This window comes from Leifsonia sp. ZF2019 (assembly GCF_019924635.1).
In the GTDB taxonomy this organism is placed as follows: Bacteria; Actinomycetota; Actinomycetes; order Actinomycetales; family Microbacteriaceae; genus Leifsonia.
The window spans coordinates 126,190-146,801 of the sequence record NZ_CP065037.1 but is presented as its reverse complement, the minus strand read 5'-3'; the positions used below and the strand labels follow the sequence as shown (position 1 = coordinate 146,801).

The window sequence follows — 20,612 nt, the reverse complement described above, 5'->3', positions numbered from 1 at the left end:
GCAGGGGCGGGTGTGAGAAGGTGGTCGGGTGACCCGCACCACCACCTTCCGCGCCCGCCTTCTGCGTGAAGGCGAGGCACCGCGCACGGTGACGGAGCGCGCCCCCTCGGACGCGCCGCCGCGCACGCTGCGCCGACGGGCGTCCGCAGGCGGCATGTACGACATCTACGCCCTGCTCGACGCGGACGGCTGGCCCGCGACGGCGACCTACAGCTTCGTGCAGACGTTGTCACCGGCGCGGTCGGCGGCGGACGACTGAGCCGGAACACGCCCCGCCGGTCAGTTCAGACCGCTGCCGCCGCCGCACGGGCGGCACCGGGGAGTGCTTCCAGGATGCGGCCGATCGCCTCGTCGTCGTGCGCGGCCGTGACGAACCACGCCTCGAAGACGCTCGGCGGGAGCGAGACACCCGCGTCGAGCATGGCGTGGAAGAAGGCGCGATAGCGGAACGCCTCCTGGGTCTGCACCTCGGCGTACGTGCGCGGAGCCGTCGCGAATTCACCGAAGACGAAGCTGAACAGGCTGCCCGCGCGCTGCACGCGGTGGGCGACGCCCTCGGCGGCGAGCGCGGCGGAGACGGCTGCGGAGACGGTCTCGGCGACGACGTCGAGCCTGTCGTAGACGGCCTCGTCCGCGTGCGCGAGAGTCGCGAGCCCGGCGGCGACGGCGACCGGATTGCCGGAGAGCGTGCCCGCCTGGTAGACGGGGCCGGTGGGGGCGAGGAAGTCCATCAGCTCAGCGCGACCGCCGAGCGCGGCCAACGGCATTCCGCCGCCGACGACCTTGCCGAAGGTGACGAGATCGGGCGTGTAGCCGCGGTCCAGACCCCAGAATCCGGCCTCGCTCACACGGAACCCGGTAAGCACTTCGTCCAGGATGAGCAGGGCGCCGAACTCATGGGCGAGGTCGACGAGGGCGGCGTTGAAGCCCGGGTCCGGCGGGACGACGCCCATGTTGGCGGCCGCGGCCTCCGTGATGACAGCGGCGATGTCCGGGCCGTTGGCTTCGAAGGCGGCGCGCACGGCGTCCAGGTCGTTGTACGGGAGCACCAGAGTCTGCGCGGCCGTCGCCTCGGTGACGCCCGCCGAACCAGGGAGCGACAGCGTCGCGAGGCCGGAGCCGGCCTCCGCGAGGAGGCTGTCGGAGTGGCCGTGATAGTGCCCGGCGAATTTGATCAGCAGCGGTCGGCCGGTGAAGCCCCGGGCGAGCCGGATGGCGGTCATGGTCGCCTCGGTGCCGGTGGAGACCAGCCGCAGCTTCTCGATGAACGGCACGCGCCCGAGCACGGCCTCCGCCAGCTCGGTCTCGGCCGGCGTGGATGCGCCGAACGACAGGCCGTGAGCCGCGGCCTGCTGCACAGCGGCGACCACGGCGGGATGCGCGTGACCCAGGATGGCCGGCCCCCACGACGCGACGAGGTCGACGTACTCGCGCCCCTGGGCATCGGTGATGTAGGGACCGCGGGCCGACACCATGAAGCGCGGCGTCCCGCCGACGGAACGGAATGCCCGTACCGGCGAGTTGACGCCGCCGGGGATGACACGCTGCGCGCGCTCGAACTGCGCGAGATTGACGTCGCCGAGAGCGGCGCCGTCGGCCAGACCCTGCACGTCGCTGCCCTGCACGTCGCTCATCGCAGCCACCCCGCCACCTCGGTCGCCCAATAGGTCATGATCGCATCGGCTCCGGCCCGGCGGGCGCCGATCAGGGTCTCCTCGACGATGCGGCGACGGTCGATCCAGCCGTGCGCGGCCGCGGCCTCCACCATCGCGTACTCGCCCGACACCTGGTAAGCCCAGACCGGCACGTCGCTGATCGCGGCCACATCGCTGAGCACGTCGAGATAGCTCAGGGCCGGCTTGACCATGAGGATGTCGGCGCCCTCGTCGAGATCGAGGCGCGCCTCCCGGAGTCCCTCGCGGCGGTTGGCCGGGTCCTGCTGGTAGGCGCGGCGGTCGCCGGAGAGCTGCGAGTCGACAGCCTCACGGAACGGCCCGTAGAAAGCGGAGGCGTACTTCGCCGCGTAGGCGAGCAGCACGACGTCGTGGCGGCCGGCCGCGTCGAGCGCGTCGCGCACCGCCCCGACCTGGCCGTCCATCATTCCGGAGAGCCCGAGCAGCTGAGAACCGGCCTCCGCCTGGGTGATGGCCATGTCGCGGTACCGCTCCAGCGTCGCGTCGTTGTCCACATGGCCGGCGTCGTCGAGCACGCCGCAGTGCCCGTGGTCGGTGAACTCGTCGAGGCACAGGTCCGTCTGCACCACGAGCGCGTCGCCGACCTCGGAGACCAGCGCACGGGTGGCGACGTTCAGGATGCCGTCGGGGTCCGTCGCGGCGCTGCCCACCGCATCCCGCGTCTCCGGCACACCGAACAGCATCACGCCGCCGACGCCGGCCTCGGCCGCCTGCACGGCCGCGCGCTTGAGCGAGTCGATGCTGTGCTGCTGCACCCCCGGCATCGACGCGATCGGCAGCGGCTCGGCGGTGCCCTCGCGCACGAACATCGGGAGGATCAGCTCGGCCGGGTGGAGCCGCGTCTCCGCGGTCAGACGGCGGAGGGCCGGACTCTGCCGGAGGCGACGCGGGCGGATGACGGGATGCAGCTCACTCACTCGCCCAAGCCTACGCCTGCGTTGCTGGGCGCCTACCCGGCTCCGGCACGTGCCGATTCGGTCCAGAAGTCGGCTTTCGCGGCGCCGGAACGGCGATCCGGTCCAGATGTGGAGAGGTCAGGAGGCGCGGGAGCGGGCGCGGGCGACCTCGGCGACGGCGTCGATCAGGGAGGACGCCGTGCGCTCGGCGGCGATCACGTCGACGCGCAGGCCGAAGGCCCGGGCGTCCCGGGCGGTCTGCGGACCGATCGCGGCGACGAGGGTCGTCTCGGGAATCGGCCCGAGCTGGAGCTGGACCTGCTCGGCGACGGAGCCGCTGGTCACGAGGATGGCCTGCACCAGCCCGTCATGCACATCCGACACCACGGCCTCCGGGACCGAGACGCCGACGGTGCGGTAGGCGACGACCGACTCCACATCGTGACCGATGCGCCGCAGGCCCTCGGTCAGCAACGGCTTCGCGATCTCGGAGCGGAGAGTCAGGATGCGCAGCGGCACCGCGCCCTGCGTGGCCGCCTCCCACTCCTCGAGAAGGCCGCGGGCGGAGTTGTCCTCCGACGGCACGAGGTCGACTTTGTAGCCGGCCGCCGCGAGCGCCGCCGCGGTGGTCTCGCCGACCGCGGCCACGCGTGTGCTCGGGGGAACGACGGCGCGCTGGGCGCTGAGCACGTCCACCGTCGTCGCGCTGGTGACCGTCATCCAGTCGAAATCGCCGGCGGCGAGCCGCTCCAGCGCGCGCTCCAGCGCCGGGGCGTCCGCCGTGGGGGCGAAGTTGATCATGGCGGCGACGACCGGGGAGGCGCCTTTGGAGCGCAGATCGGCCGCGACCGAGTCACCCCAAGGGCCGCCGCGCGGGACGAGGACGCGCCAGCCGGAGAGCGGCTTCGGGGCGGCGGACGGCTGAGTCATCGGGTACTCCCCAGCGGAGCCAGGTCGGCGGCCCCCGCGCCGAGCAGTTCGGAGACCACACGCTCCCCGACGTCGCGTGCGGCCTCGTCGAGGTGGGCGGCGCTCAGGGAGTCAGGGGTCGCGGCATGGGACGCGGTGATCCGCTCGGTGCCGTCGGGACGGTAGACCGAGGCGGTGAGGAAGAGCAGGCCGTCGTCGACCAGGGCGGTCGCCCCGATCGGTGCGGCGCACCCGGCCTGCAGTCCGGCGAGCACGGCGCGCTCGGCGGTGACGACGGCGTGCGTCGTGACGTGGTCGACGGCGTGGAGCGCGCGGGCGATCGGTCCGCGCCCCTTCTCGTCGCCTGCTCGCACCTCGAGAGCGAGCGCACCCTGCCCGGGGGCGGTCGGCATCTGCGAGAGCGCGAAGTAGTCGGTGACGGCGTCGAGGCGGCCCAGCCGGCCCAATCCGGCGGCGGCGAGCACGACGGCGTCGAGGTCGCCATCGGCGACGCGACCGAGCCGGGTGTCCACGTTGCCGCGGATGTCGACGATGTCGAGGTCGGGCCGGGACGCCTTCAGCTGAGCGACGCGGCGCGGGGAACCGGTGCCGATCCGCGCGCCCTCCGGCAGGTCGTCGAAGGAGAGGCCGTCGCGGGCGCAGAGCGTGTCGCGGGCATCCGCGCGCTTGGGCACGGCGCCGATCACGAGCCCCGGGGCCGCCGCGGTCGGGAGGTCTTTCAGGGAGTGGACCAGCAGGTCGCACTCGTCGGCGAGCAGAGCCTCCCGGAGCGCGGTGGCGAAGACGCCGGTGCCGCCCAGCTCGGAGAGGGACTCGCGCGACGTGTCGCCGTGCGTCGTGATCGTGACCAGCTCGACGTCCAGACCGGTCGCGCGGGCGATCGCCTCGGCGACCGCCGTCGTCTGCGCGACCGCGAGCGCACTGCCGCGTGTCCCCACGCGCAGCACGCCCTCGCGACGCTCGGCCGGCCCCTCGGCACGGCGCACGGCGCCGGTCACGGCGCGAGCCCCGCGGCGGCGGGTTTGAAGCCGAGGCGCACGTTCTCGCAGCAGCCGGGTCGGCACACGTCGTACCAGGGACCGAGGTCGGTCATCGCCGGTCGCTGATCGACCGGGACGCCGTCACGCCGCTCGAGCACCAGGTCGACGAGGCCCTTCACATACTTCGCATGGGTGCCGGGAGTCGGCACCCGGACGGCGACGAGGCCGTTCTCCTCGCTGGACTCCATGGCCTCGTTGTCGAGGTCCCAGAGCACCTCCATGTGATCGCTCACGAAACCGAGCGGGACGATGATGACGGCCTTGACGCCCGTCGCGGGCAGCTCGCCGATGCGGTCGTTGATGTCGGGCTCGAGCCACGGCATCGACGGCGGGCCGGAACGGGACTGGTAGACCAGGTCCCAGCCGATGACGCCGCCGGTCGCGGCCTGCGACACGACCTCCGCGACGGCGAGGTGCTGAGCCGCGTAGGCGCCTCCCTCGCCGAAGCCGCGCTCGGCCGGCCCGGACTTGGCGGCATCGGTCGAGGGGATGGAGTGGGTCGAGTAGAGGATGCGGATCTCGGTCGCCGGATCGATGCCGGGGACCTTCTCCTGCACCTCCGCGACCGCGTTCTTGACGCCCTCGATGAACGGCTCGACGAAGCCGGGGTGGTCGAAGAACTGGCGCACCTTGTCGATCTGGATGGTGCCCTCGAGCCCGGTCTCCTCCAGCACGCGGGCGAAGTCCTCGCGGTACTGCCGGCAGCTGGAATAGGAGGAGTACGCGCTGGTGGCGATGGCGATCAGCTTCGTGAAGCCCTGCTCCTGCGCCTCTTTCAGGGCGTCCTCGAGGTACGGGTCCCAGTTGCGGTTGCCCCACAGCACCGGCAGGTCGATGCCCCGCGCGGCGAGCTCCGCCTCCAGCGCCGCCTTGAGCTCGCGGTTCTGGTCGTTGATCGGGCTCACGCCGCCGAAGTGGCGGTAGTGGTGCGCGACCTCCTCCAGGCGCTCCTCCGGGATGCCGCGACCGCGGGTGACGTTGCGGAGGAACGGAATGACGTCGTCCTGCCCCTCCGGTCCGCCGAACCCGGCAAGCAGGATGGCGTCGTACGCGACGGGCTCGGTGACGTGCTTGGGGCCGGAGGCGGCCGCCGGCGTCGCCCCGATGACGCGCGCTGTGGTCTCCGCGGTCACTGGAGCACCTCCACGACCTCGGCCGGCTCGACGCGGCGGCCGGTGAAGAACGGCACTTCCTCGCGGACATGCAGGCGGGCGTCGGTCTGACGCAGGTCGCGCATCAGATCGACGAGGTCGACCAGCTCGTCGGACTCGAGCGGGAGGATCCACTCGTAGTCGCCGAGGGCGAAGGAGGCGACCGTGTTGGCCAGCACCGTGCGGAACGCGGCGCCCTTGCGGCCGTGCTCCGAGAGCATCCGGCCGCGCTCCTCGTCGGGGAGCAGGTACCACTCGTAGCTGCGCACGAAGGGGTAGACGCAGAGCCACCCCTTGGGCTCCTTGCCGCGGAGGAAGCCGGGGACGTGGGCCTTGTTGAACTCGGCGTCGCGGTGCACACCCATCGCGTTCCACGTCGGGAGGAGCGCCTTGAAGAGCTGTGTGCGGCGCAACTGGCGCAACGCCCACTGCAGGCCCTCGGCCTCGGGGCCATGCAGCCAGATCATGATGTCCGCGTCGGCGCGGAGGCCGGAGACGTCGTAGAGCCCGCGGGTGGTGACGCCCTGCAGGGTGAGATCGGCGATCACGCCTTCGAGCTCCGACACGGCCTTCGGCACGTCGGTGCCGTCGAGGTCGTCGGGGCGGGCGGGGTCGCGCCGGAGAACCGCCCAGAGGGCGAATCCGGTCGGAGTGTCGCTGGTTTCTTCGGGTGCGGTCGACTCTGCCGGAACGGCAGCCGGGGTACTCATACCCACAGTCTCCCTCTCATTCCTGTGAAGGCCAAAACGCGGCCCGGGAGGATCGTCAGCGCCGGGTGAGGCGCACGACGCCCCAGACGACGCCGCCGATCGCGGCGGCCACCCCCGCGGCGACACCGGCGAAGGCGAGGGGGTTGTCGGCGGCCATGCGCTTCACCCGCTCGGTCGCCCGCTTCGGGGCGTTCAGCTTGTACTCGATGGCGTCGAGGGTCGCCGCCAGCTCGGCGCGGGCGCGGTCGACGTCGCTGCGGTCAGTTGTCATACTTGCCCAGCCCTTTCAGAGCGTCCGCGTCTTCCTTGATGCTGTCGATGGTCTTCTGCGGCGCGACGCCGCCGATCCTTTTGAACGACCCGACGCCGATGAGCGCGAGGAGCGCCGCCAGGATCAGCAGGGCCCCGAACACGATGAGTGCGGCCGCCCATCCCGGAAGCACCACGGCGAGACCCAGCACCGCTGCGGCGACGAGCACTCCGAGCGCGAAGAACAGGAACGCGGCGGCGACCACGAACAGGCCTATGCCGACGCCGGCATACTTCGCCTTCGCGGCGAACTCCGCCTTGAGGTGCGCGAGTTCGGCCTTCCCCAGCTCGATCACCAGCCGGGGCAGGTCGGAGATCAGCTCGACGAGGGACTTCGCGCGGGCGCGCTCCCGATCGGTCATTCCGCTCACTCCCTTCCGGTCGCCGCTCTCAAGCGTCCCGTTCGGCCCGCAGCGCGGCCTCCGCGGCGGGCGAAGGGTAGGTCTCCCGCGCCTCGCGGCGGCGCTCATTGGCGCGGACGACGAACTTCTTCACGGTGACGAACACCGTCTCCGGGAACTCCCCGACCTTCTCGGCCACGAAGTCCTCCACGGCGTGCACCTGCTTCTGCACGCCAGGAGACTCCCAGACCTTGGTCGCGGCCGACTTCATCTGCTCGTAGCGCTTGCGGCCGGCGCGCGTGCCGAGCACGTAGCCCACGGCCGCACCCGTGACGAAGAGAATCTTTCCGCGCATGTGGCTCCCTCTGCTCTGCCTACAGGTTGTCGGTCAGTGCCTTCCAGCGTAGACCCCGTGCGTTCTCGGCCGCCCGGCGGGCGTCCGGGACGACCGAGGCCAGTCCGGTGCCCGTCAGCCAGGACCCCGTGACCTCGAGGCCCTCGACGGCTTCGGCTCCGTCGCGGACCCGCTGGATGCGGTCCCGCTGCCCCACTGTTGCATAGGGGAGGGCGTTCGTCCAGGGGGTCCGGGCGAATGCCACCAGGTCGGATTCCCGGAGCGGAATATTGAGCAGCCGGCCGGCGTCCGCGACGGCCAGGGCGCGCAGTGCGGCATCGTCAAGCTCGCGCGACTCGGCGGGACGGCCGGCGCGACCGTACGAGAGGCGGACGACGTGGCGGCCGGGGCCGGCGGCCTCCGCGACCCACGCCCACTTGGCGCTGGAGTGGGTCATCGCCTTGGCAGTCACGTCCGCGTCGGCGGTGTCGGCGACCAGCACGCCGGTGCCCTGCGGAGCCGCGCCCAGGCGGTCGTCGGCGAGCACGAGCGTGACCAGCTCCACACTCGAGGAAGCCGGCCATTCGAGCCCGGCGAGGTCGCCGAGCGCATCGTCGGCGGTCGCGAGCAGGGCGAGCGCGGGATCCGCGGGGGCGGCGAGCACGACGGCATCCGCGTCGATCCGCTCCCCGTCGGCGAGTCGGACGCTCCAGCGCGCCGGGCGGTCGACGTCGCCGACCACCGTCGGCGCCGGGAGTTCGAACTCGTCGGCGAGGATGCCCGCCAGGGCGGCCTCGACGGCCTCCGCCGCCTGCTCCTGGCCGCTCGGCGCCGCCCAGGGGTCGATCGCGGCGACCGGAGCGTGCAGCCGGATCGTCCCGCCGCGTGACGCGATGTCCTCGGCCAGCGCTGCTGGGAGGCGCCACATGCCGCCGCGGATGCCGCCGACCGCGCTGCCCGCCTTCGCGGCGGAGCGCAGCTCGCCGACGGCGCCGGAAAGCGAGCCGAGCCGGGTGAGCGCGGCATTGAGGCCGGGGGCGACCACATCGACGTCGAGGTCGTCGGGCGCGGCGGCGTAGACCCCGGTGACGACCGGAGCCACGAGGAGGTCGAGGACCTTCGCGCCCATCCGGGAGCGGACGAGCGTACCGAGCCTCTTCTCCCGACCGATCTTCAGCACGGGGGTGAGGCGGTCGAGGTAGGCGCGGAGGGCGCCGCCCCATCCGACCGCGGCGACGACGTCGCGCGCCAGCGGGGAGCTCGGGATGCCGAGGAGGCCGGCCTTCGGAAGAGGCACGGAACGGCGGCCGTGCCGCACCCAGGCGCCGGCGGCGTTCGGCTCGACCACGTCGCCGGAGAGGCCGAGCTCCTCGATCAGCTCGGCGACGTGCCCGCCGCGGGTGGCGAAGCTCTCCGCACCCGCGTCGAGGGTGAGTCCGTCGAGGTCGAGTGGGGCGACCGAGCCGCCGACGCGCTCCGACGCCTCCAGCACCGTCACCTCGAACCCGGGGCGGGCGCACTCGCGCGCCACGACCAGCCCGGCGACGCCGCCGCCGATCACGACGATACGGGTGGGCGGCGCCTCGACCGCGTGCCGGATCTCGTCGGCGAGCGTGTCGTCGCTCATTCGGGCCGCCAGCCGTGCACGTGCTCGACCAACCGGGTCAGCACGGTCGGGTCGGTCTCGGGAGGGACGCCGTGGCCGAGGTTGAGGACGTGGGAGGGGGCGTCGCGGCCGCGCTCGAGCACATCGTCGACATGCGCCTCCAGCACCTCCCACGGAGCGTCGAGCATGGCCGGGTCGACATTGCCCTGCAACGGCACCACGTGCCCGAGCCGGCGGCTCGCCTCGTCGAGGGGGATGCGGTAGTCGACGCCCACGGTGTCGGCGCCGACATCGTGCATGGCCGTGAGGAGCTCGCCGGTGCCGACGCCGAAGTGGACGATCGGGACGTTGCGGGTCTCCGGCTCGACGGGCGCCGCGAGGTCGTCCGACGCCGCTGGAGCTCCGGGCACCGCGTAGGTCAGGTCGCGCACGTGCGAGAGCGCCCGGGCGGAGGCGGGGGCGACGTGCTGCACGTAGTCGTGGAGGGACAGCGAGCCCGCCCAGGAGTCGAAGAGCTGCGCCGCGCTCGTCCCGGCGAGCACCTGCGCGCGCAGGAACGCGCCGGAGATGTCCGCGGCCCACGCCATGAGGCGCGCCCACGCGTCGGGGTCGGCGTGCATGAGCGTGCGGGCGCGGATGTGGTCCTTGGAAGGTCCGCCCTCGACCAGGTAGGCGGCCAGAGTGAAGGGCGCACCGGCGAAACCGATCAAGGGGGTGTCACCCAGCTCGGCGATCGTGAGCCGCACGGCCTCGGCGATCGGTGCGAACACGTCGTCGCCGAGCGCGGCCGGGTCGACGGCGGCGAGCCGATCGACGTCGGCCGCCGTGCGCACGGGGTGCGCGAAGACCGGCCCCTTGCCGGGCTGGATCTCCACCTCCACGCCGGCGAGCTTCAGCGGCACCACGATGTCGCTGAAGAAGATGCCGGCGTCGACGCCGTGGCGGCGAACCGGCTGGAGCGTGATCTCGCTCGCCATCGCCGGGTCGAGGCAGGCGTCGAGCATGCGGGTGCCGACGCGCAGCTCCCGGTACTCCGGGAGGGAGCGGCCGGCCTGGCGCATGAACCAGACGGGCGTCGTCTCGGGGCGGTCGCCCTGGTAGGCGCGGACGAGACGGCTGGAGGTCGTGCGGCCGGCGGCGAGGGGGTGGGCGGGTGCGAGTGCGGTCACCCCCTGATTCTGCCAGGGTCGAATCTGCCAATACCCCGGGAATAGGCGCGCCCGACGGCCGGGGAGCCCCCGCCGATTCGAGGTTCGTCGCCGTCGAGCGTAGGATTTCGCCCGTGCTTCTCTGCTTCTCGTCGAGCCACCGCACGGCGGATTTCGACCTCCTCGAACGGCTTGAGCGCTCCGCGCCGGCCGTGACCGCGGCGCTCGCGGAGCACAGCGAGCTCGTCGCCGGATCGGTCGTCGTCGCCACCTGCAACCGCTTCGAGGCCTACCTCGACATCGACGACCCGCTGCCGTCCGCGCGGGCCGTCTCATCGGAGACCGTGATCGACGCCGTCAGCGCCGCGAGCGGCATCCCCGCTGACGAGCTGCGCACCTCCAGCACCGTGTACTGCGACCACTCGGTCGCCGAGCACCTCTTCGCGGTCTCCAGCGGCCTCGAGTCCGTCGTCGTCGGCGAAGGCGAGATCGCCGGTCAGGTGCGCCGCTCGCTCGAGTCGGCCCGCGCCTCCGGCACCGTCACCAGCGAGCTGGAGCGCCTGTTCCAGGTCGCCTCCCGCACCTCCCGCGGGGTCAAGAACCGCACCGGCATCATGACCGCCGGCCGCTCGATGGTCCGCCTGGCGCTCGACCTGGCCGAGAGCCGGATCAGCGATTGGTCGCAGACCCGCGTGCTGCTCGTCGGCACCGGCAAGTACGCCGGTGCGAGCCTCGCCGCGCTGCGCGACAAGGGCGCGGACGACGTGCGTGTCCACTCGGCGTCGGGACGCGCCGCGAAGTTCGCGCTGTCGCATGACGTGCGCCCCGTCGTCGAGGGCGGACTGCTCGAGGCCCTCGCCCGGGCCGACCTCGTCGTCACCTGCACCACGGTCACCGACTACGTGCTCACCCGTGAACTCCTGGCCGACGCACTCGCGCAGCCCGGGGCCGCCGAGCGCCGCCTGGTCGTGGACCTGGGCCTCCCCCGCAACGTCGACCCGACCGTCGCCGAGCTCGACGGCGTGGAGCTGCTCGACCTCGAGACCATCAGCATCCACGCTCCCCTCGAGGAGCTCTCGGCCGCAGACGACGCCCGCAGCATCGTCGGGAAGGCCGCCGCGGAGTTCGCCGCCCAGACCGCCGAGCAGGCCGTGACGCCGGCGCTGGTCGCGCTCCGCAAGCACGTGTTCGACGTGCTCGACGCCGAGATCGAGCGTGCCCGCTCGCGTGGTGCCGACGAGCAGACGGAGGTCGCCCTGCGCCACCTCGCCGGTGTGCTCCTCCACACCCCGTCCGTGCGAGCGCGCGAGCTCGCGCGCAGCGGCGACGCCGACGCGTTCGTCGCAGGCGCCGCAGCCCTGTTCGGTCTCGAGATCGAGGCCGCCGCCGCGCGGCCGCGGCTGAGCGCCGTCGACGACGAGACGGCCGCATCCTGACCACCCCGACCGGAGGACCCGTGAGCGACGACGCCGCAGCCCCCACCGAGACCGTCGAGCCGCATGGCGCGACGGGGCTCCCCTACGCCGCACAGGAGCTGCGCACCGAGCGGCTGCTCCTGCGCCCTCTGAACACGGGCGATCTCGACGACGTGCACGCCTACCAGAAGCTGAAGGACGTCGTGCGCTACCTCTACTGGGAGGTGCACGACCACGAGGAGTCCGCCAAGCACCTGCGCAAGCGGATCGCGATGAACCGCCTCGAGAAGGACGGCGAGGGCATCGTCTACGCGGTGGAGCTGCCCGACCCCGATGGCGGCCACGGCCGCGTCATCGGCGACATGAGCGTGTTCCTGAAGTCGGCGGCGTGGGGCAAGTTCGAGATCGGCTGGGTGTTCCATCCCGCCTTCCACGGCAACGGCTTCGCCAGCGAGGCGGCGGAGGCGATCCTCGGCCTCTGCTTCGACACCCTCGGCGCCCACCGGGTGTTCGCCCAGCTCGACGCCCGCAACGAGGCGTCGGCCCGGCTGTGCGAGCGCATCGGCATGCGGCAGGAGGCCCTCCTGCGCGAGACCGAGATCTTCAAGGGCGAGTGGTCCGACACGGCCGTCTACGCCCTGCTCGAGCAGGAGTGGCGCTCCCGCTGACCGACGGCCCGGCGCGGGCACCTGCGCATCCTCGTTAGGATGGTTGCGGACTTCTCCACCCTCCGCACCGACCCCACGAACAGGGAGCACCATGGCCGCCACGTCGAAGCTGGATTCCGTCATCACGCTGGCTCAGCACCGCGGATTCGTCTTCCCGTCCGGTGACATCTACGGCGGAACGCGCTCGGCGTGGGACTACGGCCCCCTCGGCGTCGAGCTCAAGGAGAACATCAAGCGCGAGTGGTGGAACCGCTTCGTGCGCGGCCGCGGCGACATGGTCGGCCTCGACTCCGCGATCATCCTCCCGACCGCGGTGTGGGAGGCGTCGGGTCACGTGAAGGTGTTCAGCGACCCGCTGACCGAGTCGCTCATCACCCACAAGCGCTACCGCGCCGACCACCTCTTCGAGGCGTACGAGGCGCAGCACGGCCACCCGCCGGCGAACGGCCTCGACGACATCGCCGACCCCGACCATCCGGACAAGGTCGGCCAGTGGACCCCGATCCGCCAGTTCTCCGGACTGATGAAGACCTACCTCGGCGTGGTCGACGACGAGTCCGGCCTGCACTACATGCGCCCCGAGACCGCCCAGGGCATCTTCACCGACTTCGCCGCCGTGCTCCAGACGGCCCGCAAGAAGCCGCCGTTCGGCATCGGCCAGATCGGCAAGGCCTTCCGCAACGAGATCACGCCGGGCAACTTCATCTTCCGCACCCGCGAGTTCGAGCAGATGGAGATCGAGTTCTTCGTCGAGCCCGGCACCGACGAGGAGTGGTTCCAGACCTGGATCGACCTGTGCTGGGACTGGTTCGTCGACCTCGGCATCGACCCGGAGAACATCCGCCGCTTCGAGCACCCGAAGGACAAGCTGGCGCACTACTCGAAGCGCACCATCGACATCGAGTACAAGTTCGAGTTCGCGGGCAACGCGTGGGGCGAGCTCATGGGCGTCGCCAACCGCACCGACTACGACCTCAAGACGCACATCGAGAACTCCGGCAAAGACCTGAGCTACTTCGACCAGAACAAGAACGAGAGGTACGTGCCCTTCGTGATCGAGCCGTCGTTCGGCCTCACGCGCGCGCTCATGGCGTTCCTGGTCGACGCGTACGACGAGGAGGAGGTGCCGAACGCCAAGGGCGGCACCGACAAGCGCACGGTGCTGCACCTCGACCCGCGCCTCGCGCCGGTGAAGGTCGCCGTGCTTCCGCTCTCCCGCAACGAGGCACTCTCACCGCTCGCGCGCTCGCTCGCCGACCGCCTGCGTCAGCGCCGCAACGTGGACTTCGACGACTCGGGCGCCATCGGCCGCCGGTACCGCCGTCAGGACGAGGTCGGCACTCCGCTGGCCGTCACCGTCGACTTCGACTCGCTGGAGGACGACGCCGTGACCGTGCGCGACCGCGACACGATGAAGCAGGAGCGCATCCCGCTCGAGGGCCTCGACCGATACCTGGCGGAGCGCCTGCGCGAGATCTGATCATCCGCCCGTCGACACGCGACGAGAGGGTCGGTGGGTAGGCCGGCGCCGCTCCTCAGGCCATACTCGTCTTCAGGAGCCCGACCGGGCTCGTCCGTCGACGACCGGAAGCGAGCATGAGCAGCGCCCCCACCGCGAGCGAGCGACGAGCGGACGCCGAGCAGGCGCCCGCGGAGCCCGGTCGCGGCCGAACGCCGCCCGCCGCTTTCTGGGTCGCCCTGAGCCGCTTCGCCCGGGTCGCGCCCGCGGACATCGTGCTCGCCGTCGTCGGGCTGGCCGCATCCATCGTCACCGGCACGATGTGGAGCCCGGCGGCCGGCAGCGGGACCGCCCTCGTCTGGGCGGCCGGGGTGACCACGACCATCCAGGGCGGGTTCTGGTGGACGCCGCTGACGGCCCTGTTCGTCCCGGAGGACGTCGCTCAGCTCGTCGTCGCCCTCGTGCTGGCGCTCACGCTGATGGCGGTCGCCGAGCGACTGCTCGGGACGCTGCGCGCCTCCCTGGCGTTCCTGGTGACGGGGGTGGTCGGCATCACGCTGGGCGTCGTCGGCCAGTGGGCGGCCGCGAGCGTCGGCGAGCTGTGGGCGACAGCCACCGAGTTCGACTTCACACTCGACCCGACCATCGGGATCGTCGGCGCGCTCATCACCGCGAGCGCCTTCGCGTCCGCACTTTGGCGTCGGCGGATCCGCCTCCTGACCTTCGCGACCGTACTCGCATTCGTGCTCTACAACGGCGACCAGAACAACGTGTACCGGCTGATCGCCGCTCTCGTCGGACTGGCACTGGGGGCGATCCTGCGCGGCGGTCGCATCCAGCGCATCCGGCGCAGCTCCCACGGCGAGACGCGCAATCTCGTCGCGGCGATCGTCGCGATCACTGCCCTCGGACCACTGGTGGCTCTGCTCCCGCCGGGCGGCCTCGGCCCCTTCTCGTTCATCGCGACGCTCTTCCAGCACCAGCAGCTCGACACGGCGACCGTGCTCCAGCAGTGCGACCAGGTCTACACCTCCAACTGCCGCCTGGAGCTCGCGGTCGTGTCGGTACAGGGCATCGGGCCGCTGCTGCTCACGCTGCTGCCGCTGGTGCTCCTGCTCGTCACGGCGATCGGTCTGCGCCGCGGGCGCCACTTCGCGCTCATCCTGGGCATCGTGGTCAACGCGGCCATGATCGTGCTGCCGTTCACCGCGCTTCCCGACGGCGACCTCCGCATCGACGTGGACGGCATCGACGCCCTCGCCCCGGCGATCGAGGCGCTGGCGTGGGTGCTCGCGGTGATCGTCGTGCCGCTGGCGTCGATCGTGCTGCTGATCGCCACCCGGCGGCAGTTCCAGATCCGGGCGCCGCGGGAGTCCGTCGTGCGGTTCACCCTCCTGGTGGTCTCGTCGTTCGTGCTCCTGGGCGTCGCGTACCTCATCGCCGGGCTCGCCTCCCTGGTCGAGTTCGTGCCCGACGCGACCATCGGCGACGTCTTCGCCTCGACCCTCCGGCGGTTCGTCCCGTCCGGATTCGAGTCGGTTCTCGGGCAGGTGATCGTGCCGACCGCACCCGCGGTGATCGTTCTCTATCAGTGGGTCGGGCCGGTGTTCTGGCTGATCTTCGTGGTCGCGACCATGCGGCTCTACCGCGCGACGTCCACCGGCCGCACCATCGGCGACGAGCTGCACTTCCGTGAGCTGCTGCGGGCGGGCGGAGGAGGCACGCTCGGCTTCATGGGCACCTGGCCGGGCAACGTCTACTGGTTCAGCGAGGAGAACGACGCGGCGGTCGCCTACCGGGTCATCAACGGCATCGCGATCACGCTCTCGGACCCGGTGTGCCGCCCCGACCGCGCCGAGCGAGCGATCATCGAGTTCATCGGGTTCTGCGACGCCAACGGCTGGGTGCCCGTGTTCTACAGCATCCACGGTGCGTACCTGCCCGTGTTCGACTCCCTCGGCTGGCAGTCGGTCTCCGTCGGCGAGGAGACGCTGATGCACCCGCAGACCTTCGACATGGCGGGCAAGCCGTGGCAGAAGGTACGGCAGGCGCACAACCGCGGGCTCAAAGAGGGCATCACCACCGTCTGGTCGACCTGGGACGACCTGCCCCCGCTGCACCAGACCCAGATCGCCTCCATCAGCGAGCAGTGGGTGGCCGAGAAGGAGCTGCCGGAGATGGGGTTCACGCTCGGCGGCATGGCCGAGCTGAAGGACCCGGACGTGCGTCTCTTCCTCGCGTTCGACCCCGCGGGCGGTCTGCAGGCCGTGACGAGCTGGCTGCCGACCTGGCGCGACGGGCGGGTGGTCGCCTACACGATCGACTTCATGCGACGGGCGGACGAGAGCATCCCCGGGATCATGGAGTTCATCATCGCGTCCGCGGCGCTGCGGATGCGCGAGGACGGTGTGGAGACGCTCAGCCTCTCGGGCGCTCCCCTCGCGAGCAAACCGCTCGCACCCGGCGAGGAACCCGGAGAGCCCGACGCGATGGACCGCCTGCTCGGCTTCCTCGCCCGGACGCTCGAGCCCGCCTACGGGTTCGCTTCCCTATTCAGGTTCAAGAGCAAGTTCAATCCGACGTACGAGACGATCTTCATGGCGTACGCGGACCCGATGGCGCTCCCGGCCATCGGGAACGCGATCGGCAAGGCCTACCTGCCCGACGCCAACGCGCGCGAGTACGTCGCACTGGCCCGCACCATCCTGCGCTGAGCCGTCTGCGCTGAGCCGTCTGCGCTGAGCCGTCTGCGCTGAGCAGATCGGCCCCGTCCGCACGGCCTCGGGCAGGCCGGCCGGCGTACGGTGGGCGCATGTCGGACACCACGCGCACGGCCATGATCATCGGCGGCACGGGACAGATCGGATCCGCCGCGGCACGGAGACTGGCAGCGGACGGCTGGTCGGTGCTCGTCGCCCACCGCGGCGAGCACCACGGCGACACCGAGCTCACGGAGTACGACGTGACGAGCATCCGCCTCGACCGCGACGACACCGACGCGCTCGTCGAACGGGCGCGCGGACACGACCTGGTGCTGGACACCGTCGCGTACGAGCCCCGGCACGGGGAGCAGCTGGCCCGGCTCGCGGGAGATGTCGGCTCGCTGGTCGTCATCTCGACCGGCTCGGTCTACACGGGGCGCAACGGAGGCTACCTCGACACCGTCACCGGCCCGGAGGACTTCCCCGACTACCCGCTGCCGCTTCGCGAGACCGACCCGACCGTGGACAACGCCGAGCGCACCTACTCCCCGCTGAAAGCGGCCCTCGAGCGCACCCTTCTCGCCGTCGACGACCTTCCCGTCAGCATCCTGCGCCCGGGAGCCGTGTACGGCCCGTTCAGCCCGGCCCTGCGGGAGTGGTACTTCATCAAGCGGGCGCTGGACGACCGCGAGCGCGTGGTGCTCTCCGACAGCGGCGCCAACCGCTTCAGCACCTCCTCGACCGTCAACATCGCCGAACTCGTGACGCTGTGCGCCGAGCAGCCGGGCAGGCGCGTGCTCAACGCGGTGGACGAGGACGGCTTCAGCGTCGCCGAGATCGCCCGGGCCGTCTACCGCGCCCTCGGCCGCGACGTAGAGGTGGACGCGTTCCCCGGACCTCCCCAGGACGGCGTCGGCGGCACCCCGTGGACCGTAGCGCATCCGCTGCTGCTCAGCATGGCGGCGGCGAAGGTCGAACTCGGCTACCGGCAGCAGGTCGGGTACGCGGAGGCGGTCGCCGCCGCGGTCGACTGGGCGGTGCGCGAGGTGAAGGCCGCCGAGCGGAGGCAGGAGGACTGGACGAGCGCGTTCCCCGGGCTCGCCACGCGGGCGGCCGAGGACCGCTGGTTCGACTATGCGGCGGAGGACGCCTTCCTGGCGGCGCGCTGACCGCGGCGCGCCCCACCGAGGGGCATCAGAACACGTACTCCAGCAGATCGATTCCGACCGTGCGCAGCCCGTCGATCACGGTGAGACGGTCCTGCAGATCGGAATCGTCGAAGTAGGTCGAGACGGCATAGGTGACGCCCGCGCGCGGACCGCGCAGGACGCCGACCTCGCTGCGGACGCCGACATCGATGCCCGTCTTGTTGACCAGGAGGATGCCGTGCTCGGCGTGACGGTGCGCGTGCGGGTCGAGGCCGAACGCGCTCGACACCAACGAGAAGTCGCTGTTGAGCGACAGCCAGCCGATGACCCGCTGACTGGTCGCCGCATCCACGATCTCGCCCCGCGCGAGCGACGAGAACAGCCAGGTCAGCTCGTTCGCGCTGCCGACCGAGAGCTGCGGTGCGTCATCCGGACCGCGATGGTCGCGCACCAGGTCGAGGAGGGCGGTGCGCGTCAGGCCGAGAGCCTCCGTTCGGGCGCTCACTGCCTCCAGACCGACCCGGCGGAGGAGGACGTTGGTCGCCAGGTTGTCGCTCGTCGCGCCGACGAGGGCGGCGAGGTCGGTCACGGGGAGCGCCGGGACCTGCAAGTGCTGCCAGATCCCGGAATCGCCGGCGGCGTCCTGCGGCAGGCGGTCGAGCTGCGCGAGCGGGCTCAGCTGGCCAGACTGAAGGCGCGCGGCGACCTCCACCAGCAGCAGGACCTTGCCGATGCTCGCCGTCGGCATGACGACGTGATCGTCCACCGAGAACAGCACCGCGCCGGTGGTCAGGTCGGTCGCGCGCGCCGAGACCTGCACGCCCTGAAGGGCGAGCTGACCGAGGCTGTTGAAACTGCGCGAGAAGGCGTCGTCGGGTGCGGCCGGTCCCCGGTGGCGCGCCCGACGGGCGGTTGCGTGGCGCCGGCGGCGCTCGGACTCCTGGATCTGCATCGTCACGTGGTTCGGGTTTCTCCTGCGAGAGTGGTGCGGTTCGCGCGGTCCCCCCGAACCCGCGTGGGGTCGATGCTACCCCGATCAGGGGACACGTGCGTCACCGATCGGCGACGCACGCGCCGACCTCACCAGATGGTGACGCGCTCCTGCGGGTCGAGCCAGAGCGCGTCGCCCTCCGCCACACCGAAGGTGTCGTAGAAGGCGTCGATGTTGCGCACGATCTGGTTGCAGCGGAACTCGTTCGGCGAATGCGGGTCGATCGCGAGCAGGCGGATCACCTCGGCGTCCCGGCCCTTCTGCTGCCATGCCTGCGCCCAGGAGAGGAAGAACCGCTCCGCGCCGGAGAGGCCGTCGATCACGGGCGGCTCCTGGCCGTCGAGGGACAGCAGGTAGGCCTTCCACGCGATGCCGAGGCCGCCCAGGTCGCCGATGTTCTCGCCGATGGTGAGCGCGCCGTTCACGTGGTGCTCGGGCACCTGCGCCGGTGCCAGCGCGTTGTACTGCTCGATCAGGCTGCCGGTGCGCTTCTCGAAGGCGGCCCGGTCGGCGGCGGTCCACCAGTCCTCGAGCTTGCCGTCTCCGTCGAACTTGGAACCCTGATCGTCGAAGCCGTGGCCGATCTCGTGGCCGATGACCGCGCCGATCGCGCCGTAGTTGGCGGCGGCGTCGCGGCCCGCGTCGAAGAACGGGTACTGCAGGATGGCCGCCGGGAACACGATCTCGTTGAACCCGGGGTTGTAGTAGGCGTTGATCGTCTGCGGGGTCATGAACCACTCGTCGCGGTCCAGCGGCTTGCCGATCTTGCCGAGCTCGCGGTCGAACTCGAACAGCGCGGCGGCGCGCACGTTGCCGACCAGGTCCGTCGCGTCGACCGGCAGCGCGGAGTAGTCGCGCCACTTCACCGGGTAGCCGATCTTCGGCGTGAACTTCTCGAGCTTGTCGAGTGCGCGGTCGCGGGTCTCCTCGCCCATCCACTCGAGCGTGCGGATGCTCCGGCGGTAGGCCTCGATGAGGTTCGCGACGAGGTCGTCCATCGCATCCTTCGCGGCCGGCGGGAAATGCTTCTCGACGTAGATGCGGCCGACGGCCTCCCCCATCGCCCCCTCGACCAGCGAGACGCCGCGCTTCCAGCGGGCGCGCATCTGCGGTGTGCCGGTGAGCGTGCGGCCGTAGAAGTCGAAGTTGGCGTCCACGAAGTCGCCCGGCAGGTACGGCGCCGCACCGTGGATGATCTGCCACGCGAGCCAGTCCTTCCACGACTCGAGCCGCGACTCGGTGAGCAAGCCGGCAAGGCCGGACGTGAACGACGGCTGACGCAGCACGAGCTCCGAGAGGGCGCCCTCCGGAGCCCCCAGCGCGACGGCCCACTCGTCGAGGGAGGCCGCCGGGTCGCCTCCGCCGCCCGCGAACAGCGCCGCGGCGTCGGCCCAGCTGAACAGGTTGTAGGTCTTCTCCGAGTCGCGCGAGGTCACGTTGTCCCAGTGCTGGGCCGCGATCTCGGTCTCGAGGTCGAACACGCGCTGCGCTCGCGCCGGAGCGTCGTCGATCCCGGCCAGCTCGAACAGGCGCTGGATGTGGGCGACGAACGCCTCCCGCACCGGGGCGAAACGCTCCTCACGGAAGTAGGACTCGTCGGGCAGCGAGATGCCGCCCTGCTCGGCGAAGACGAGGTAGCGCTCCGGGTCGCCCGGGTCGTTGTCGACGAACAGCTGGTAGAAGCCGCCGACGCCGTGCCGCTCCAGCCGGCCCAGCGTCTGCAGCAGCTCGCCGATCGAGCTCACGTCGCTCGCGAGCGCCAGCTGGGCCTCGATCGGCCGGATGCCGAGCGCCTCCACCCGCTCCTCGTCCATGAAGCTGGCGAACAGGTCGCCGAACTTGCGCTCCTCCGTGCCCTCGGGAGCCGACTGAGCGGACTGGATGATCTCGCGGACCGCAGCCTCCGACTGCTCTGCCAGGACCATGAACGAGCCCCAACGCGCCTTGTCGTCGGGGATCTCGGTGCGGTCGATCCATTTGCCGTTGACGTGCCGGAACAGGTCGTCCTGCGGGCGGATCGTGGGGTCGAGTTCGTCGGAAGCGATACCGGAGGCGAGCGTCATGCCCACC

Annotated in this window: 19 protein-coding genes; 6 read left to right on the top strand and 13 right to left on the bottom strand. The window is 71.5% G+C overall.

What is annotated here, in order from left to right:
• The first annotated feature begins 28 nt into the window (after positions 1 to 28).
• Positions 29 to 259 carry a hypothetical protein gene (locus IT072_RS00790; RefSeq protein WP_223358905.1) on the top strand — a complete coding sequence of 77 codons (231 nt, stop codon included), beginning with the start codon at positions 29 to 31 and terminating at the stop codon, positions 257 to 259.
• Positions 260 to 284: 25 nt separating this feature from the next.
• On the opposite strand, the gene hemL is transcribed toward IT072_RS00790, so the two are convergent.
• The 11 genes from hemL to hemE form a co-directional block, all read right to left on the bottom strand.
• Positions 285 to 1,634, bottom strand: coding sequence for a glutamate-1-semialdehyde 2,1-aminomutase (hemL, locus tag IT072_RS00785; RefSeq protein WP_223358904.1), 1,350 nt, complete (start codon positions 1,632 to 1,634; stop codon positions 285 to 287).
• On the bottom strand, positions 1,631 to 2,602 hold the full coding sequence (gene hemB, locus IT072_RS00780; RefSeq protein ID WP_223361033.1) for a porphobilinogen synthase: 972 nt from the start codon (positions 2,600 to 2,602) through the stop codon (positions 1,631 to 1,633). Before hemB ends, hemL begins: the two co-directional genes overlap by 4 nt.
• Positions 2,603 to 2,728: 126 nt before the next feature.
• Positions 2,729 to 3,520 carry a uroporphyrinogen-III synthase gene (locus tag IT072_RS00775; protein ID WP_223358903.1) on the bottom strand — a complete coding sequence of 264 codons (792 nt, stop codon included), beginning with the start codon at positions 3,518 to 3,520 and terminating at the stop codon, positions 2,729 to 2,731.
• Positions 3,517 to 4,518, bottom strand: coding sequence for a hydroxymethylbilane synthase (gene hemC / locus IT072_RS00770; protein ID WP_223358902.1), 1,002 nt, complete (start codon positions 4,516 to 4,518; stop codon positions 3,517 to 3,519). Before hemC ends, IT072_RS00775 begins: the two co-directional genes overlap by 4 nt.
• Positions 4,515 to 5,693 (bottom strand): ferrochelatase, encoded by a 1,179-nt coding sequence (locus tag IT072_RS00765; protein ID WP_223358901.1) that lies wholly within the window; start codon positions 5,691 to 5,693, stop codon positions 4,515 to 4,517. The genes hemC and IT072_RS00765 overlap by 4 nt, the downstream gene beginning before the upstream one ends.
• Positions 5,690 to 6,421 (bottom strand): hydrogen peroxide-dependent heme synthase, encoded by a 732-nt coding sequence (gene hemQ / locus IT072_RS00760; protein ID WP_223358900.1) that lies wholly within the window; start codon positions 6,419 to 6,421, stop codon positions 5,690 to 5,692. Before hemQ ends, IT072_RS00765 begins: the two co-directional genes overlap by 4 nt.
• Before the next feature lie 55 nt (positions 6,422 to 6,476).
• Positions 6,477 to 6,692 (bottom strand): DUF3618 domain-containing protein, encoded by a 216-nt coding sequence (locus IT072_RS00755; protein WP_223358899.1) that lies wholly within the window; start codon positions 6,690 to 6,692, stop codon positions 6,477 to 6,479.
• The gene (locus IT072_RS00750; protein WP_223358898.1) at positions 6,682 to 7,092 is read right to left on the bottom strand and encodes a phage holin family protein; all 411 of its coding nucleotides are present in this window, start codon (positions 7,090 to 7,092) and stop codon (positions 6,682 to 6,684) included. The genes IT072_RS00755 and IT072_RS00750 overlap by 11 nt, the downstream gene beginning before the upstream one ends.
• Before the next feature lie 28 nt (positions 7,093 to 7,120).
• The gene (locus IT072_RS00745; RefSeq protein ID WP_223358897.1) at positions 7,121 to 7,426 is read right to left on the bottom strand and encodes a hypothetical protein; all 306 of its coding nucleotides are present in this window, start codon (positions 7,424 to 7,426) and stop codon (positions 7,121 to 7,123) included.
• 19 nt (positions 7,427 to 7,445) lie between these two features.
• Positions 7,446 to 9,032: a protoporphyrinogen oxidase gene (hemG, locus tag IT072_RS00740; protein WP_223358896.1), complete on the bottom strand. Its 1,587-nt coding sequence runs from the start codon at positions 9,030 to 9,032 to the stop codon at positions 7,446 to 7,448.
• Positions 9,029 to 10,180, bottom strand: a complete 1,152-nt coding sequence (gene hemE, locus IT072_RS00735; RefSeq protein ID WP_223358895.1) for a uroporphyrinogen decarboxylase — start codon at positions 10,178 to 10,180, stop codon at positions 9,029 to 9,031. The genes hemG and hemE overlap by 4 nt, the downstream gene beginning before the upstream one ends.
• 113 nt (positions 10,181 to 10,293) lie before the next feature.
• On the opposite strand from hemE, the gene IT072_RS00730 reads away from it, so the two are divergent.
• The 5 genes from IT072_RS00730 (at position 10,294) to IT072_RS00710 (ending at position 17,572) form a co-directional block, all read left to right on the top strand.
• A complete protein-coding gene (locus tag IT072_RS00730) occupies positions 10,294 to 11,595 on the top strand; it encodes a glutamyl-tRNA reductase (protein ID WP_223358894.1) in 1,302 nt (433 codons plus the stop codon).
• 20 nt (positions 11,596 to 11,615) lie between these two features.
• The gene (locus tag IT072_RS00725; RefSeq protein WP_223358893.1) at positions 11,616 to 12,242 is read left to right on the top strand and encodes a GNAT family N-acetyltransferase; all 627 of its coding nucleotides are present in this window, start codon (positions 11,616 to 11,618) and stop codon (positions 12,240 to 12,242) included.
• 91 nt (positions 12,243 to 12,333) lie between these two features.
• Complete coding sequence (locus tag IT072_RS00720; RefSeq protein ID WP_223358892.1) at positions 12,334 to 13,722, top strand: glycine--tRNA ligase; 1,389 nt, start codon at positions 12,334 to 12,336, stop codon at positions 13,720 to 13,722.
• Positions 13,723 to 13,838: 116 nt separating this feature from the next.
• Positions 13,839 to 16,415 carry a bifunctional lysylphosphatidylglycerol flippase/synthetase MprF gene (locus IT072_RS00715; protein ID WP_223358891.1) on the top strand — a complete coding sequence of 859 codons (2,577 nt, stop codon included), beginning with the start codon at positions 13,839 to 13,841 and terminating at the stop codon, positions 16,413 to 16,415.
• Positions 16,416 to 16,513: 98 nt separating this feature from the next.
• Positions 16,514 to 17,572 (top strand): NAD-dependent epimerase/dehydratase family protein, encoded by a 1,059-nt coding sequence (locus IT072_RS00710; RefSeq protein ID WP_223358890.1) that lies wholly within the window; start codon positions 16,514 to 16,516, stop codon positions 17,570 to 17,572.
• 25 nt (positions 17,573 to 17,597) lie between these two features.
• On the opposite strand, the gene IT072_RS00705 is transcribed toward IT072_RS00710, so the two are convergent.
• Together IT072_RS00705 and IT072_RS00700 are read right to left on the bottom strand one after the other, a co-directional pair.
• A complete protein-coding gene (locus tag IT072_RS00705) occupies positions 17,598 to 18,509 on the bottom strand; it encodes a serine hydrolase (RefSeq protein ID WP_223358889.1) in 912 nt (303 codons plus the stop codon).
• A gap of 122 nt (positions 18,510 to 18,631) precedes the next feature.
• Positions 18,632 to 20,605, bottom strand: coding sequence for a M13 family metallopeptidase (locus IT072_RS00700; RefSeq protein WP_223358888.1), 1,974 nt, complete (start codon positions 20,603 to 20,605; stop codon positions 18,632 to 18,634).
• Positions 20,606 to 20,612: the final 7 nt, after the last annotated feature.